This is a genomic window from Dactylosporangium sp. NPDC006015 (assembly GCF_040614215.1).
In the GTDB taxonomy this organism is placed as follows: domain Bacteria; phylum Actinomycetota; class Actinomycetes; order Mycobacteriales; family Micromonosporaceae; genus Dactylosporangium; species Dactylosporangium maewongense.
Map to the genome: position 1 here is coordinate 450,349 of NZ_JBEXUD010000003.1, position 15,411 is coordinate 465,759.

At 73.7% G+C, this 15,411-nt stretch carries 12 protein-coding genes; 4 read left to right on the forward strand and 8 right to left on the reverse strand.

What is annotated here, in order from left to right; genetic code table 11:
* Positions 1 to 17 precede the first annotated feature (17 nt).
* The 4 genes from ABZ321_RS08340 to ABZ321_RS08355 form a co-directional block, all read right to left on the reverse strand.
* The gene (locus ABZ321_RS08340; protein WP_354890177.1) at positions 18 to 2,492 is read right to left on the reverse strand and encodes a DUF5682 family protein; all 2,475 of its coding nucleotides are present in this window, start codon (positions 2,490 to 2,492) and stop codon (positions 18 to 20) included.
* A complete protein-coding gene (locus ABZ321_RS08345; protein ID WP_354890178.1) occupies positions 2,485 to 3,612 on the reverse strand; it encodes an AAA family ATPase in 1,128 nt (375 codons plus the stop codon). The genes ABZ321_RS08340 and ABZ321_RS08345 overlap by 8 nt, the downstream gene beginning before the upstream one ends.
* The gene (locus ABZ321_RS08350) at positions 3,609 to 5,129 is read right to left on the reverse strand and encodes a DUF5691 domain-containing protein (RefSeq protein ID WP_354890180.1); all 1,521 of its coding nucleotides are present in this window, start codon (positions 5,127 to 5,129) and stop codon (positions 3,609 to 3,611) included. The genes ABZ321_RS08345 and ABZ321_RS08350 overlap by 4 nt, the downstream gene beginning before the upstream one ends.
* A gap of 715 nt (positions 5,130 to 5,844) precedes the next feature.
* Entirely contained in the window at positions 5,845 to 7,203 is a 1,359-nt protein-coding gene (locus ABZ321_RS08355) for an SWIM zinc finger family protein (protein ID WP_354890182.1), read from the reverse strand.
* 55 nt (positions 7,204 to 7,258) lie between these two features.
* Between ABZ321_RS08355 and ABZ321_RS08360 the strand changes: the two genes are divergently transcribed.
* On the forward strand, positions 7,259 to 7,855 hold the full coding sequence (locus ABZ321_RS08360) for a DoxX family protein (RefSeq protein WP_354890184.1): 597 nt from the start codon (positions 7,259 to 7,261) through the stop codon (positions 7,853 to 7,855).
* A gap of 14 nt (positions 7,856 to 7,869) precedes the next feature.
* Here the strand turns inward: ABZ321_RS08360 and ABZ321_RS08365 are convergent, their stop codons facing one another.
* Genes ABZ321_RS08365 through moaC form a run of 4 tightly spaced genes read right to left on the reverse strand, consistent with a single transcriptional unit; the run spans position 7,870 to position 10,449 of the window.
* Complete coding sequence (locus tag ABZ321_RS08365; protein WP_344508577.1) at positions 7,870 to 8,292, reverse strand: molybdenum cofactor biosynthesis protein MoaE; 423 nt, start codon at positions 8,290 to 8,292, stop codon at positions 7,870 to 7,872.
* The gene (locus tag ABZ321_RS08370) at positions 8,289 to 9,491 is read right to left on the reverse strand and encodes a molybdopterin molybdotransferase MoeA (RefSeq protein ID WP_344508575.1); all 1,203 of its coding nucleotides are present in this window, start codon (positions 9,489 to 9,491) and stop codon (positions 8,289 to 8,291) included. Before ABZ321_RS08370 ends, ABZ321_RS08365 begins: the two co-directional genes overlap by 4 nt.
* A 17-nt stretch (positions 9,492 to 9,508) precedes the next feature.
* Positions 9,509 to 9,976 carry a MogA/MoaB family molybdenum cofactor biosynthesis protein gene (locus ABZ321_RS08375; protein WP_354890187.1) on the reverse strand — a complete coding sequence of 156 codons (468 nt, stop codon included), beginning with the start codon at positions 9,974 to 9,976 and terminating at the stop codon, positions 9,509 to 9,511.
* Positions 9,973 to 10,449 (reverse strand): cyclic pyranopterin monophosphate synthase MoaC, encoded by a 477-nt coding sequence (moaC, locus tag ABZ321_RS08380; protein ID WP_344508571.1) that lies wholly within the window; start codon positions 10,447 to 10,449, stop codon positions 9,973 to 9,975. The genes ABZ321_RS08375 and moaC overlap by 4 nt, the downstream gene beginning before the upstream one ends.
* A gap of 358 nt (positions 10,450 to 10,807) precedes the next feature.
* Here moaC and ABZ321_RS08385 point away from each other — a divergent pair, with 358 nt between their 5' ends.
* The 3 genes from ABZ321_RS08385 to ABZ321_RS08395 all read left to right on the forward strand — a co-directional run bounded on the left by ABZ321_RS08385 (position 10,808) and on the right by ABZ321_RS08395 (position 15,286).
* On the forward strand, positions 10,808 to 13,336 hold the full coding sequence (locus ABZ321_RS08385) for an EAL domain-containing protein (RefSeq protein WP_344508569.1): 2,529 nt from the start codon (positions 10,808 to 10,810) through the stop codon (positions 13,334 to 13,336).
* Positions 13,324 to 14,565 carry a glycosyltransferase family 87 protein gene (locus ABZ321_RS08390; protein WP_354890190.1) on the forward strand — a complete coding sequence of 414 codons (1,242 nt, stop codon included), beginning with the start codon at positions 13,324 to 13,326 and terminating at the stop codon, positions 14,563 to 14,565. Before ABZ321_RS08385 ends, ABZ321_RS08390 begins: the two co-directional genes overlap by 13 nt.
* Before the next feature lie 100 nt (positions 14,566 to 14,665).
* Complete coding sequence (locus ABZ321_RS08395; protein WP_344508565.1) at positions 14,666 to 15,286, forward strand: phosphoribosyltransferase family protein; 621 nt, start codon at positions 14,666 to 14,668, stop codon at positions 15,284 to 15,286.
* Positions 15,287 to 15,411: the final 125 nt, after the last annotated feature.

The window sequence follows — 15,411 nt, forward strand, 5'->3', positions numbered from 1 at the left end:
CGGTCGCGCTGCTGTGGTCAGGCATGTCGGAGCTCCTTGCCCAGGAGGCGGGCCACCACCGGGAGCAGCAGGGCGCCGCGGTCGGGGTCGACCTGGTCGTCGTGGTCGCCGGAGCGGGGGCGGCCGCCGGTGCCGATGTGGGCGGCCCGCTCGCCGATCATGCGGCGCTGCGGGGCCGGGTAGCCGCTGAACGTGCGGCGCAGCAGCGGCAGCACCTCGACGAACGCGTCGGCGGGGATGCCCGTCAGCCAGGCGTCGACCAGCGCGAGCAGCCGCTCGTCGTGGACCAGCAGCAGGCCGTCGCCGGCGAGGAAGCCCTCGATCCAGGCGGCGGCCTTGGCCACGGGCACACCCACGGTCAGGACCAACGCCATCCTGGCGCCGATCTCGTCGGCGTCGACCACTCCCGCGTCCAGCAGCAGCCGGCTCATCCGCCCGGTGAGCAGCCCGTGCAGGTCGTCGCGGGTGGACAGGCCGCCGAGCAGCGCCTGCCAGCGTCCGCTCGCGTCGGCGTCGTCGATCAGCGCGAGCGCGCCCTGCACGCCGTCGATCCGGTCGCGCATCACCGTGGCCGCCGCGTCGTCGAGCCCGCCGACCGCCGCGGGCAGGCCGACGCAGACGCGGGTGATCATGCCGAGGGTCACGGACCGCAGGGCGGAGAGGTCGGTGCCGCGGACGTCGCCGTACCGCAGCGTCCGGGCCAACGCGGGCAGCGCGTCCATCAGGTGCGCGACGTCGGCGTCGAGCGCCATCCGCTCGTCCAGCGCGTCGAGCACGCCGGGTAAGGCGTCGGACAGGTCGGCCAGCAGGCACCGCTCGACCAGCGCGGTCACGTCCGCGAGCGTCTCGGCCTCGGCGGCCTGCTCGGCGACGCGGGCCGTCGCCGCCTCGCGGACCGTGGTGCCGTAGACGCCGGCCTCGACCAGGTCGACCGCGAACTCCGGCTGCCACGCGATCTGCCACGACTCCCAGAACGTGCCCCGGCCCTTGCGGTTGGCCAGCACCTGACCCCACTCCACGCCGAGCAGCCGCAGCCGGTGCAGCAGCTGGCTGCGCTGCAGGTCGAGGTCGCGGCGCAGGTCGAGGTCGATCTCGCGGCTGCTGACCGCCGGCTGGAGCCGCAGCCTGCGCTGGCTGCTGGCCACGTCCTTCGCGATCGGCACGCCCGGCGTCTGCTCCGGCACCCGCCCGAGCCGGTCGCCGACGACCAGCCGCCGGTTGATCAGGCTGAGCCGCAGGTCGTCGCCGTCGCACAGCACCGCGTGCGCGGCGTCGGTGACCTCGGCGAGCCCGGCGAGCGGCCGTCCCCGCATCGTCGCGAGCGCCTCGGCGAGTCTCGTCGCCTCGATGACGTGGGCGCTGGAGACCGGGACGCCGTCCTTCCGCAGTACACCCGCCGCCTTGACCAACCATCGGGCCACGACGTGCTCGTCCACCGCCGTGAACAGGTGGTGGTACCAGCCCGGCGAGCGCACCCCGGCCCCGTACCCCTGCCACGACGCCAACCGGTTGTGCGTCCACGGCACCCAGGTCATCGAGACCTTGACCTTCGGCAGCCCCTTGAGCACCGCGGCGTCGGAGGACGCGCTGGGCAGCGGCGCGGTCAGCGCGGGCACGTGCCACGCCCCGCACACCACGGCGACCCTTTCGAACTCCTTCACCGCCGCTCGCAGCGATTGCCGCATGTACGCCTCGCGCCGCTCCTCATCGACCCGTTCCGCCTCGGGCGGCGCGGGCGCGTGGGCCCTGACGACGGTCATGGCCTCGGCGATCGCCTCGAACGGCGCGACGGCCGCGGCCAGCTGCTCGGCATCGATGTCGTCGCCCGGCGCTCCCTCCTGCGCCATCGCGAACAGCGCCCCCGCCTCGCCGGCACGCAACTCGGCGCCTGCAACGTCGCCGTCGCCGCTTCGCTCCGTCGCTCCCCCTTCGTCACCCGCCGCCGCTTGACCGTGACCACCGACAGCAGCGCCACCGGCCACGGCTTGAGCGGCGGCGGGGTCGGTCGCGGGCAGAGGGGGTGGGGTGCCCGGTTCGCGGCGGTGCTCGACGACGTCTTCCCACCAGCGCTCGGGGTCGTCGTAGCCGGCGGCCTCGGCCAGGGCGCCGATCGGGTCGACCCGCACCGCGTCGTCGGCGGGGGTCGGCGCGGACGGCGTGCCCGACGCGAGGCGGATCGCCGCGGGCAGGTCGATGAACCGGACGGGGATGCCGCACGCGACGGCCCAGCGGATCGCCTGCCACTCGGGGGAGAACTCGGCGAACGGCCAGAACGACGCCCGCAGCTTCGGGTCGGGGTTGTCCGCCGGGTACGCGAGCAACGCCACCGGGGCGCGCATGTCCTCATCGCCCGCGAACGGGACCAGCGGGTCGGCCTCCGGGGGGCCTTCGATGAGGATCACGTCGGGGCGGAAGGCCGAGAGGGCGCGCCGCACCGCCCGGGCCGACCCTGGCCCGTGGTGACGCACGCCGAGCAGCAGCGGATCACTCACCGCGACGGGCCGCCCGGTAGAAGTCGCGCCAACCCTCGCGCTCCCGGATCACGGTCTCCAGGTACTCCTGCCAGACGACCTGGTCGGAGACCGGATCCTTGACGACCGCGCCGAGGATGCCGGCGGCGACGTCGCCGGCGCGCAGCACCCCGTCGCCGAAGTGCGCGGCGAGGGCCAGGCCGTTGGTGACCACGGAGATCGCCTCGGCCGTCGAGAGGGTGCCGCTGGGCGACTTCAGCTTGGTGCGGCCGTCCTCGGTGGCGCCGTTGCGCAGCTCGCGGAAGACGGTCACGACCCGCCGGATCTCGTCGACCGCCGGCGGCAGCTCGGGCAGCTCCAGGGCCTTGCCCAGCGCCGCGACCCGGCGCGACACGATGTCGACCTCCTCCTCGACCCCGGCCGGCACCGGCAGCACGACGGTGTTGAACCGGCGGCGCAGCGCCGAGGACAGCTCGTTGACCCCGCGGTCGCGGTCGTTGGCCGTGGCGATGACGTTGAACCCCTTGCGGGCCTGCACCTCCTCGCCGAGCTCGGGCACCGGCAGGGTCTTCTCCGACAGGACGGTGATCAGGCTGTCCTGCACGTCGGACGGCACGCGGGTCAGCTCCTCGATCCGCGCGATCTTGCCGTCGGCCATGGCGCGCAGCACCGGGCTGGGCACGAGCGCGGCCCGGCTGGGCCCTTCCGCCAGCAGGCGGGCGTAGTTCCACCCGTAGCGGATGGCCTCCTCGGGCGTGCCGGCCGTGCCCTGGACCAGCAGCGTCGAGTCGCCGCTGATCGCTGCGGCCAGGTGCTCCGACACCCAGGTCTTGGCGGTCCCCGGCACACCGAGCAGCAGCAGCGCCCGGTCGGTGGCGAGCGTCGCGACGGCGACCTCCATCAACCGCCGCGACCCGACGTACTTCGGGACGATCACGGTCCCGTCGGCGGCGGCCCCGCCGAGCAGATACGTCACGACGGCCGCGGGGGACAGCCGCCACCCCGGTGGCCGCGGGCGGTCGTCACCGGCGGCCAGCACGGCCAGCTCCGCGGCGAACTCGTCCTCGGCGTGCCGCCGCTGGACTGCCTGCACGTTCTCAGCCTCGGTCGCGGTGTCGGCCTCGTTCACGGTCACGGTCACGCGAGCTCCTCGAGCATGTCTTGTCGGAACCGGAGGGTGTCGGCGAATCGGCCGACGATGGAGGACATCGGGTCATCGGACGCCAGGCCCGACGCGAGCTTCGCGGCCCGGTCGGCGGCGTCGGCGGGAAGTCGCAGCGCTGCCAGCTCGCACAGGCCGGCGAGCCGCCACCCCGCCGACCGCCGCCCGCCGAGGTCGTCGAGCGCGGCGAACACCGCCTCGAGCAGCGCCGACGGCCACGGTCGCGGGCACAGCTCCAGGACGTGCTCGACGCCGACGGCGGCCGCGCCGGCCAGCCCGCGACGGAGCACCTCGACCGCGATCGCGGAGAGTGCGTCGGACGGCAGGGCGTCGTACAACGCCTCCAGCAGCAACCGGTCATCAGGCCGCCCACCGGCCGCGACCTCCTCGGTCAGCTGCCCGGTGAGCGCCGTCGCCCATCGTGCGTCGCGCTGCCCCGCCGCGGCCCGCGCCAGTCCGCGGCGCAGCACGGCGGCCCACTCGTCGGTCACCGGCAGCCGCAGGAACTCCTCAGGCTCGCCCCACACCCGCAGGGGAGTCCGCGTGAGCAGCTCCTCCAGCCACCAGGCCCGCTCACCGACCCCGACCGGCGGCCGGGGCGTGATCCCGTCGCGCCGCATCGCCTTGTCGCACGCGGCCGGCGGCGTGACCATGATCCGCCCGCCGCTGACCCGCACGCATGCCGTCGACCGCTCGGCCATCCGCCGCGCATACGCGCTGTCCGGCAGCAACGCGAGCAGCTCCACCGCGGCCGCACGGACCTCCTTGCGCCGGTCGTCGAGCGCGGTCTCCAGGATCGGCTCGTCGTCACCGGACAGGCCGGTCGCCATCGCACCGAGCAGCGCGGCCCGGTCGTCGGGCGTCTCGGCGGGCCAGGCCGTGCGCAGCAGGTCGCGCGCCGCGTCGGGGTCCCGCCGCCGCAGCGTGGTCAGATACCCCACCCGGCGCCCGATCGACCCGAGCTCCCACGCGCTGCCGTCGTCGACGGGCCCGTCGACCGCGGTGGTGACCAGGTAGCCCCAGTCAGGCCGCTGCGCCGCCAGCCACGCCGCCCGCGGCCCGCCCACCGAAGCGATCAGCCCCCGCAGGACCCGGTGCCGCCGCCCGACCTCCAGCAGTGCCGGCAACAGCTCACCGGGCACCCTCCTGGCCCCGACGGCGCTGAGCCATTCGGCGAGGAGCTCCAGTCGCCCATCCGCATCACGTACTGGAGTCGCGTTGCTCGACCCATACCCCGCCGCGTCGACCGCGAGCAGGTCCGCCGCCCGCGCCGAGGCAGGCCAGGGCACCAGCGGAATCCCCGAGTCGTCGGGCGCGGGCGCCGGCACCGGCACCCCGGCCCGCGCCGCGATCCCGGCCCGCCGATACATCGTCAACGCCGCCGCCGCGTCGAGCAGCACCTCGGCCGGGTCCCCGTCACCCGCCGCAAGGTGCCGCCGCTGCGTGCCGACGAGCGCCGTCGCAAGGACGTCCCCCCACTCCGGAAGCTCGCTCACGACACCTCCCCCTCACCAAGATCGAGCCCCACCGGCCATCCCCCGAACACGCCCCCGCCCGCCACCCGCACCCCCGCCGGCGACACGGCAGCACCACCCACCGACGACAGTGTCCGAACCGCGCCACCACCTGCCGACCACCGCGACGAACACGTGGCCGCGACAGCCACCGGCAACAGTGCCCGAACCACAGCGAGGCCGGCTACAGCCCTGGTGGCGAGCACCGCATGCCCGGCCGCCGCGGGCCGGGTGGTGGTAACGGCTCGCCACGCCGGCAACGCTCGCCTGGTCGCAGCGGCCCGAGTGGAGGCGAACGCTTCGCCCGTCACAGACGCATGCCCGGCCGCCGCGGGCCAGATGGAGGTGACGGCTCGCCACGCCGGCAACGCTCGCCTGGTCGCAGCGGCCCGAGTGGAGGCGAACGGTCCGCCCGTCACAGACGCATGCCTGGTCGCAGCGGTCCGGGTGGAGGCGAAAGCTCGGCCAGTCACAGACACATGCCCAGCCGCGGCAGGCCGGATGGAGATGACGGCTCCGCACGCCGGCAACGCATGCCTGGTCGCGGCGGAAGCTCGGCCCGTCACCGGCACATGCCCGACCGTGGCGGAGGTGACGGCTCCGCACGCCGGCAGCGCACGCCTGGTCGCGGCGGACCGGGTGGGGGCGGAAGCCCGGCCCGTCGCGGGCACGGCGGAGCGGGTGGAGGCTTGGCACGTCATAGGCGGACCAGCCGGCCTTCGGACCAGGCGCCGAGGGGGCGCAGGCCGCCGGCGGACCATTCGCCGGTGACCGTGGCGGGGCGGCCGGCGGTGATGGCGAGGAGGCGCCACGGGTCGCCGGCGGCCGGGTCGAGGGGGAGCGCGGAGCCTGACGGGTCGACGAGGTGCCAGGTGCCGGCGTCGCGGGTGGGGCAGACGGCGTCGAGGGTCATCGGCCAGTAGTCGAGCCAGGGGTCCTCGGCGAGGGCGGCGGCGTGGGCGCGCAGGTTGGGCTCGATGCCGGTGGCGCCGGCGACGGTGTGCATGCGGGCGGGCGGGGCGTGGCGCTTGGCGATCAGGGCGCGGGCGGGCTGGCCGCCCGGGTAGAGGCAGACGTCTGCGTCGAGCTCGGTGCCGGGGAGCAGGTCGACCGGGAGGGACTGGCCGGCGACGGCGAAGGACAGGACGAGCAGGGGGCGCAGGGTCGAGGCGCCGCGCAGCCAGGCCCGGCGGACGGTGAGCTGGTCCTCGATCTCGTCGCGGACGCCGTGGATCTGCCAGCGGTCGCGCAGCGCGGGGCCGGCGAGCACGGTCTCGGTCGCGATGGGCAGGCCGACGCGCATGCGGACGCTGGCGGCGAGGTCGTCGGGCAGGTCGGCGAGCCGCCGGTAGCCACCGACGAGCAGGTGGAGGCGGGCGAGCTCGCCGAGGAGCCGCTCGGGGGAGCCGGTGACGGCCGAGGTGCGGCGCAGGATGCCGGCGGCCCCCGCGGCCTGGGCGTCGACGAGCCGGGCGGCCATCGTGTCCCAGTGCGCATAGCCGCTCTTGGCGACGCCGGCGAGCCCCGCGCGGGCCTGGTCGGCCAGCCAGCGGTCGAGCTCGTCGAGGCCCGCGGAGATCCGGTCGGCCCGGCGGGCCTGCGCCTTCTCACCGGGCAGAGCCCTGCCACCGCCCGTGGAGCCGCCGCCGGCCGGGCCGGCACCGTCGGCCGGAGGCGCCGCCGCCGAGACACGCCGGGACGCGCGCGAGGACTGCCACTCCTGCACCCAGCCGGGCGCGGTGGCGTCGGTGACGCTGCCCGCGGACCAGCGCAGCAGCAGGGCGAGGGAGTGCTTGCAGGGGAACTTGCGGCTCGGGCACGTGCACTTGAACGCGGGCTCGGTCAGATCGACGGCCGTCTGGTAGGGCGTGCTGCCGCTGCCCTGGCAGAGGCCCCAGATCGTCGGTGGCAGCTCGTCGGTGGCGCTGAGCCCCGACTCCAGCCAGGCGCGGTCGCCGGCCATGCCCCGGGCCGCCCGCTGGGCGGACGCGTCAGGGGCGAGCGCCATCACCTGGTCGGTGGTCCAGACCGTCGTCTCCGTCGAAGTTTCGGTCATGCTGCGAAGCGTAGTGATGGGGTACGACATTCCTTGGCTGGGTATGAACCCGGGCATGAGACCCGTGCGCACCGCGGCCCGCTCGATGCTCGCCGCGATCTTCGTGATTCAGGGCTGGGCCGCGCTGCGTGCCCCGGCGAAGCTCGCCGACAAGGCCAGGCCGGTCACGGACCGGTTGGAGCCGGCGTTGAAGGCGGTGCACCCGAGCCTGCCGACCGACGCCGAGACGTTGGTACGGGTGAACGGCGCCGCCCAGGTCGCCGGCGGGATCCTGCTGGCCACCGGCCGTGCGACGACCCCGGCGGCGCTGGTGCTGGCGGGGTCGCTGGTGCCGACGACGCTGGCGGGTCACGCGTTCTGGGAGGCCGAGGACCCGGTGCAGCGCAACCAGCAGCGGATCAACTTCCTGAAGAACCTCGGCCTGGTGGGCGGCCTGATCTTCGCCGCACTGGACAACGAGGGCCGCCCCAGCATCGCCTGGCGGGCGCGCAACACCGCCGAGCGTGCCCGGCGCGAGGCCGGGTACACCGCCAAGACGGCCCGACGCGAGGCCAGGCACGCGATCCACACGGCGCAACGCGAGGCGAGGCACGTGGTCAACGCGACCCAGCGCGACGCCCGAATCGCCCGCCTGGCCAGGAAGCTCCCGTAAGCCGGTCAAAGGCCCTAAGGGCAGTTGACCCACTCCTCCTCGCCGTCGGTGAAGACCTGCCGCTTCCACACCGGCAGCCGCGCCTTCACCTCGTCGACGAGCCGTGCGCAGAGCACGAACGCGTCCGCCCGGTGCGACGTGGAGATGGCCGCGGCCAGCGCCACGTCGCCGATCTCCAGCCGCCCCACCCGGTGCGACACGGCGAGCGCGTGCACCGCGGGCTCGGCCGCGATCTCGGCCGCGATCTCCGCGAGCACGTCACCGGCGCTGGGGTGCCCCTCATACTCCAGCTCGACGACCCCACGCCCGCCGTCGTGGTCGCGCACCACGCCCGCAAAGGACACGACCGCTCCGGCCGCGCGGTCGGCGACCGCCTGCTCGTGCGACGTCACGTCGATCGGCTCGGCGGTCACGAGCACCGTGATTCGGTCGGTCACACCCGCTCCCCATCCAGTATCGGCAGTGGTACGAGCTGTGCCGGCGTCCCCGCGAGACCGCGCCCTCCGGGCGGGATGACGGCGAATCCGATCGAGTTGGCCAGCCCGCGAAGCATGGAAGACCCAGCGTGTGCGACCGGATAGGCCAGTCCGTCCACCGGGTCTCGGCGCACCAGGGCGAGATGGGTGAAATCACCCCGTCCGGGGATGTCGGCGCCCAGGCTGACGGTCGCGTGCGTGGGCCGGGGTCGGCCGGCCAGTCCGGCGAGCAACGGCTGTACCAACGACACCAACGCAACGAAGGTGGACTGTGGATTGCCGGGGAGCCCCGCGACGAACTGCCCGCCGGGCAGCTGCGCCACCAGCATCGGGAATCCGGGCCGGACGGCCACCGTGTTGACGACATAGTTGGCACCGAGCTCGGCGAGCGCCGGGTGCAGGTGGTCGACGGGCCCGTGCATGGTGCCGCCGGTGGTGCAGATGACCTGCGCGCCGGCGTCGACGGCGGTCCTGAGCGCGGCGACGTGGTCCTCGAGGGTGTCGGCGACCGGGGCGCGGTGGTGGACGACCTCTGTGCCGGCGCGGCGCAGCCACGAGGGCAGCGAGGGGCCGAGCGCGTCGCGGACCCGGCCGGCGCCAGGCACGCCGGCGGTCAGCAGCTCGTCGCCGAAGACCAGCAGCGCGCTGCGCGGCTTGGGCCGGCAGCGCAGCGTGTCGTAGCCGCAGGCGGCCGCGAGACCGATGACGCCGGGGGTGATCGGGGTGCCGGCCGGCAGCAGCTCCTCGCCGAGGGCGGCCTCCTCGCCGATCATCCGCCAGTCGGGGATCTTGCGCGGCTCGCCGGACAGGACCCGGTCGCCGTCGACCTTGGAGTCCTCGACACGCACGACGTAGTCGGTGCCTTCGGGCACCATGCCACCGGTCGCGATCTCCACGCAGGTGCCGTCGGCCGTCAGTGGCCGCGCGACGTCGCCGGCGAGGACCCGGCCGGTGATCCGCCAGGGCGCGGCGCCGCGGACGGCCCAGCCGTCGACGCTCGAGGTGGGAAACGCCGGCAGCGCGGTGAGCGTGGTCAGCGGATCGGCCAGCGTGAGGCCGTCGGACTCGGCGAGGGGGACGGACACGGCGACCGAAGCGGCCGCCGAGCCGGCCTCGAACACCGCCTCGCGGGCGTCGACCCACGCGATCGGTAACGTCACGCGTCGAGCCTAGACCGTCAGTGATCGCCGCCGCGGAGCTGGTCGACGGCGTGCGCCAGGACCGGCCCGAGCACGGCGAGACCGTCCTTGGCGCCGCCCTTGGAGCCGGGCAGGTTGACGATGAGGGTGCGCCCGGCGACCCCGCTGAGCCCGCGGGACAGGATCGCGGTCGGCACCTTGGCCGCGCCCGCGGCCCGGATGGCCTCCGCGATGCCGGGCACCTCGTAGTCGAGCACGCGGCGGGTCATCTCCGGGGTGGCGTCGGTGGGCGTGACGCCGGTGCCGCCGCTGGTCACGATCACGTCCGCGCCGCCGGCGACCGCGGCGCGCAGCGCCTCCTCCACGGGTGGCCCGTCGGGGACGACGACCGGGTCGCCGACGTCGCAGCCCAGCTCGCGGAGGCCGGCGACGAGGACGGGTCCGCTGGTGTCGGCGTACACGCCGGCGGAGGCCCGGTTGGACGCCACGATCACGACGGCCTTCATTCGCTGCGCTCCCACAGTCCGGTCTTGCCGCCTTCCTTGCGCAGCACCCGTACGCCTTCCAGCGAGGCCGCCGGGTCGACCGCCTTGATCATGTCGATGAGGGCGAGACCTGCGGCGGCGACCGCGGTGAGGGCCTCCATCTCGACGCCCGTGCGGTCGGCGGTCCGGGTCGTCACCGCAATATCAACCGTATCGTCACGCAGCGTCAAGTCCACGGTCACCCCGTGAAGCGCGATCGGATGACATAAGGGGATGAGATCGGGCGTGCGTTTGGCACCCATGATTCCGGCGATCCGAGCAACCGCCAATGCGTCACCCTTGGGTAACGCACCGTCGTGCAGCAACGCTATTACATCCACCGTGGTGCGGACGGAACCAGCGGCAACCGCACGTCGGGCGGTGATTTCCTTGCCGGCGACATCCACCATCCGAGCCGCACCGGACCGGTCGACGTGGGTCAGTTCGTTTGCCACGACATCACCCTAACGGCCGTGCAGTGGAGTTCGATTTGATCATGCACGCTAAGGGGGTGGGTGCGTCGATTCCGCTACACGGAGAGTAACTTTCACGTTACCAAAATATGACAAGCCGTGCCTTTCTTCGCAAACTATGAGTCGACGGACATATTGGGATGGGCAACTCGCGCCCCGCACCCTAGGCTTCGTTCATCAAGACAGGGGTTGATGAACATCAATCCCTTGTTACACGGGGACCGTTCGCCGCGATGAACGAACCTCGAAGGGGGCAGCAATGCGTATCCACGAGTGGCTCTGAAATCGAAACCGGGCTTGACAGGGACGCCCGACCATCCGTCACGATGAACAGACCGCGATGCAACGACCAATCGGTACCGACGACGCGACCAACCGGCGCCTCTGGCGTCTCGTTGGTCCCGTCGTCGTCGGTGCGGGCATCGCCGTCCTTGCCGCGCTTTGGCTGATCACGGACTACGGCAGCCTCGCGCTCTTCCTCCCGCTGCCGACCGTGCTCGTGCTCGGCTGCCGCTACCTGCGGATCAGCATCCGCATCCGTTCGGCCAACACCGGCTCGACGCCCGTATCGGCGGTCATCATCGCCACCGCCGTGTTCCTGCCGCCGCCGTTCGTGATCCTTTCAGTGGCCATCGGCAAAATCGTCGATCAGTCGCTGAATCGCACGCACGTCCCGGTGAAGATCGGTTTCAACATCGGCAAGGAGGTCCTCGCCGGTGCCGCGGCCGCCTTCGCCTGCGCGGCGACCGGCTTCGAGCCGCTCCTGGTGCACGTCGACCGCGCCGACCCGCTCACCTCGGCGCTCTCCGCGACCGTGGTCGCCTTCCTCGCGTACACCGTCGTCGACGAGCTCGTCTCGCAGGGCCTGTTCGCCATGCTCACCGGCACGCCCTACCGGCAGCGACTGGTCGCGGACTGGAACATCCTCGCCGTCCTGCGCGTCGGCACGCTCGGCATCGCCGTCACCACCGTCGTGCTGTACCACGTCAACCAGTGGCTCCTGTTCGTCCTGCCGCTGCTGCTGTGGTGCATCCACCTCGCCTCCGGCAATCGGATCCGCGCCCGCCAGGGCAACGAGGCCTGGCAGCGGCTCGCCGAGGCGACCGACGAGTTCAACTCCGTCGACCAGACCGCCGTCCTGCACGCCGCCGTCCGCAAGGCCGCCGCCCTCTTCTCCACCGACGAGGTCGAGGTCCAGATCCGCCCGCCGACGGGCGAGACCCGCCTCGTGCGCAGCAACGGCCGCGACATCCTCTACGACGGCACCCCCGAGGACGCACCGCCGGCGGGCGGCTTCGTCATCCCGATCAGCCTGGAGAGCTACCGCGGCGACGCCGACCTCGGCGAGCTGCGCCTGCGCTTCCGCGCACCGGTCAAGCTCACCGAGCGCGAGGGGTACACCCTGCACACGTTCGCCGCCGCGCTGTGCACCGCGATCCGCAACGCCTCCACCTTCGCCGAGACGCAGCGCCTCGCCGACAGCCACGCCCGCGCCGCCGCCCAGGACCCCCTCACCCGGCTCGCCAACCGGCGCAAGCTGCAGCAGTACGGCGACGAGGTCCTCGCCCAGGGCATCGTCGGCGTCCTGCTCATCGACCTCAACCACTTCAAAGAGGTCAACGACACCCTCGGGCACTCCGCGGGCGACCGCGTCCTGACCACCGTCGGCGAGCGCCTCTCCGCCGCCGTCCGCGAAGGCGACCTCGTCGCACGGTTCGGCGGCGACGAGTTCGCCGTCATCCTCGCCAACCTCAGCGCGCCCGCCCTCGCCGAGATGCGCGCCCACGCGATCCTCGACGCCCTCGCCCCGCCCATCCACCTCGACGACATGCGCATCAGCGTCGAGGCCAGCTGCGGCGTCACGACCGCCAGCGGCGGCACCATCGGCGAGCTGCTCCGGCGCGCCGACGTCGCCCTGTACCAGGCGAAACAGGACGGCCAACGGGTCGTCGTCTACGCGCACGCCCGCGACACCGCCGACATCGGCACCCTCACCCTCGGCGGCGACCTCGCCCGCGCCGTCGCCGAAGGCCAGTTCGTCGTCAACTTCCAGCCGATCGTCGACCTCGCCACCGGCCGGGTCATCGCCGCCGAGGCGCTCACCCGCTGGCACCACCCAGACCGCGGCGACCTCGCGCCCGACCGTTTCCTGCCCGCCATCGAACGCTCCGGGCAGCTGTCCGCGTTCGCCGACGCCGTCCTCGACCAGGCCCTGATCGCCGTCTCGCAGTGGGCCGACGCCGGCCACCCCATCCCGGTCGCCGTCAACGTGTCGCCCCGCAGCCTGCTCGACCCGTCGTTCCCCGACGCCGTCGCCCGCCGCCTCGCCGCGCGCGGCGTCCAGTCCTCGTCGCTCATCATCGAGCTCACCGAGTCCGTGACGCTCAGCAAGCTCGAGGTCGTCGACGACGTCCTCGCCGCACTGCGCGACCAGGGCATCCGCCTCGCCCTCGACGACTTCGGCACCGGCTTCTCCTCGCTTGCCACCCTCGCCCGCGTCGCCGTCGACGAGCTCAAGATCGACCGAAGCTTCGTCGCCGCCATGAACGCCTCTGCCCCCGGCGCCGTCGTCCGCTCCACCATCGACCTCGGCCGCAGCCTCGGCCTGGTCGTCGTCGCCGAAGGCATCGAACGCGAGGACCAGCGCCAGCAGCTCTGGGAGCTCGGCTGCCCCGCCGGCCAGGGCCACCTCTTCGCCCGCGCGATGCCCGCCGACCGGCTCCTCGCCGCCCTGCGCCGCGGCCACGACGGCCGGCCCGGCTGCCTCGCGCCGCCCCTGCACGACACCGACACCGTGATCCGCCTCCCGCGCAACCGCCGGTCCCGCCGCTCCGCCGCCGCCGAGCCCGGGCAAGAATGGACCCCATAGCCACCTCGCCACGCTTCTCGACGACTGACGCGGTCCTCTACGGACTGTCGGCCGCCTTCGCCCTGCTCACCGCCCTGACTTCGACCCTGCTGCCGCACCGCGCGTGGGGGGCGATCGCCTGGTGGGGCTACGTGGCCGCCTTCGTCATCACGTTCGTCGTGCTCCGCCGCCTGCTGCTCACGGCCCTGGTCTTCGTCGCCGTCACGGTCGTCCCCCTCGTCACGCAGGCCGTCCAGCGCGCCGGCGGCCGCACCGACCGCGCGCAGGAGGAGGTCCTCGTCGTCGAGCAGATGGGCCGGCGCCTCCTCGACACCGGCACGCCCTACCTCGACCGCCCCGCCATCGCCGCGCTCCCCGAGTCGGAACGGCTGCTGGGCTACTCCCCGTACCAACCCGGCATGTCGATCTTCGGCATCCCCCGCGCGCTCTTCGGCGCCCACTGGTGGACCGACGCCCGGATCTGGTTCCTCGTCGCCACCGTCGCCGTGATGCTCTGGACCCTGCGGCTGCTCGCCGACCTGGTCGCCCCGCCCGGCCTCGTCCTCGTCGCCCAGTCCGTCGCCGTCCTGCCGATCTGCGCCCTCACCCTCACCACCGGCGGCGACGACCTTCCCGTGCTCAGCCTCTGCCTGCTCGCCCTGGCCTTCACCGCCAAACACCGCTGGCTCGCCGCCGGCATCGCGATCGGCCTCGCCGGCGCGCTCAAACTCTTCGCTCTTCCTGCGGCGTTGGTACTGGTAGCGCTCGCCCTCCCGCTCCGCCGCCGCACCCTGTCCTTCGCGGCCTTCGCGTTCGGCCTGCCGCTGCTGGTGATGCTGCCGGCGTTGGCGGTCGCACCCTCCGCCTTCGTCGAAAACGTCCTGCGCTTCCCCTCCGGCCACGGCCTGGTCACCAGCCCCGCCCAGTCGCCGCTACCCGGCCAGCTCATCGCCTCGTCCGTGCCCGCCGGCCGCACGATCGCGCTGTCGCTGCTGGTCGCCGCCGGGCTCGCCATCGGCGTCTGGCTCCTGCGCCGCCCGCCCCGGACCACTGCCGCCGCCGCCCTGGTCATCGCCGTCGGCCTGACCGCGGCCATCATGCTGATCCCGTCGACCCGCTTCGGCTACCTGCTCTACCCGGCCGCCTTCGCCGCCCTCTGGTGGTCCCTGCACGCCTCGGCACCTGGCGGCCGCTGGTCGACCCCCACACCCGCCCCGGCCTCGGCGCCGTCCTCGCTCGGCAGCCCCTGACCAGTTTCCTTTCGCCGCTCTTGTACGACCATGCAGCCGCTCGCCGGCGACCTGGCCGGGACGCTGGCCGGCCTCCTCACTCGTGGCGTACACAGGAAGCATGGCCTTCAGGGACCGGAGCGAGGCCGGCGCCGCCCTCGCCGACCTGCTCACCAGCTACGCAGACCGGCCAGACGTCATCGCCCTCGGCCTGGTCCGCGGCGGGATACCCGTCGCCGCCGAGGTCGCCACGCGGCTCCGCGTCCCGCTCGACGCGCTGGTCGTGCGCAAGCTCGGCGTGCCCTGGTCACCGGAGGTCGCCTTCGGCGCCATCGGCCCCTGCGACGTGAAGGTCCTCAACCGGGAGATCCGCCTCGCCCCAGAGGAGATGGCCCCCGTCATCCGCCACGAAACCGCCGAGCTCCGCCGCCGCGACCGCGTCTTCCGCCTCGGCCGCCCCCCGCTCGACCTCACCGGCCGCGTCGCCCTCGTCATCGACGACGGCCTGGCCACCGGCGCCACGGCAGGCGCGGCGGTCGCCGTGGCCCGTGCGCTGTCCGCCGCCCGCGTCGTGCTCGCCGTCCCCGTCGGCGCCACCCAGGCCGTCCACCGCCTGCGCACCCTCGCCGACGAGGTCGTCTGCCCCGTGACCTCCGACTTCTTCGGCTCCGTCAGCCGCTACTACGACGACTTCCGCCAGGTCCCCGACACCGAGGTCGCCCGCATCCTCAACCGCACCTGACACCCCTCCCACCGCACCAGCCCCGACAACCCCTTCGCGCTCATCGCCCCAGACCTTCCGCCCCCGGCACCGTCAACGCGCCCCCGGACACCACAGTCCATCTCGGGATACCGGCTCAGCGCGCC

Excerpts from the sequence above, each read along its gene's own strand:
- ABZ321_RS08360 (WP_354890184.1), top strand. The coding sequence starts at position 7,259 with ATGAGACCCGTGCGCACCGCGGCCCGCTCGATGCTCGCCGCGATCTTC.
- ABZ321_RS08375 (WP_354890187.1), bottom strand. The coding sequence starts at position 9,976 with ATGAAGGCCGTCGTGATCGTGGCGTCCAACCGGGCCTCCGCCGGCGTG.
- ABZ321_RS08355 (WP_354890182.1), bottom strand. The coding sequence starts at position 7,203 with ATGACCGAAACTTCGACGGAGACGACGGTCTGGACCACCGACCAGGTG.
- ABZ321_RS08390 (WP_354890190.1), top strand. The coding sequence starts at position 13,324 with ATGGACCCCATAGCCACCTCGCCACGCTTCTCGACGACTGACGCGGTC.
- ABZ321_RS08385 (WP_344508569.1), top strand. The coding sequence starts at position 10,808 with ATGCAACGACCAATCGGTACCGACGACGCGACCAACCGGCGCCTCTGG.
- ABZ321_RS08395 (WP_344508565.1), top strand. The coding sequence starts at position 14,666 with ATGGCCTTCAGGGACCGGAGCGAGGCCGGCGCCGCCCTCGCCGACCTG.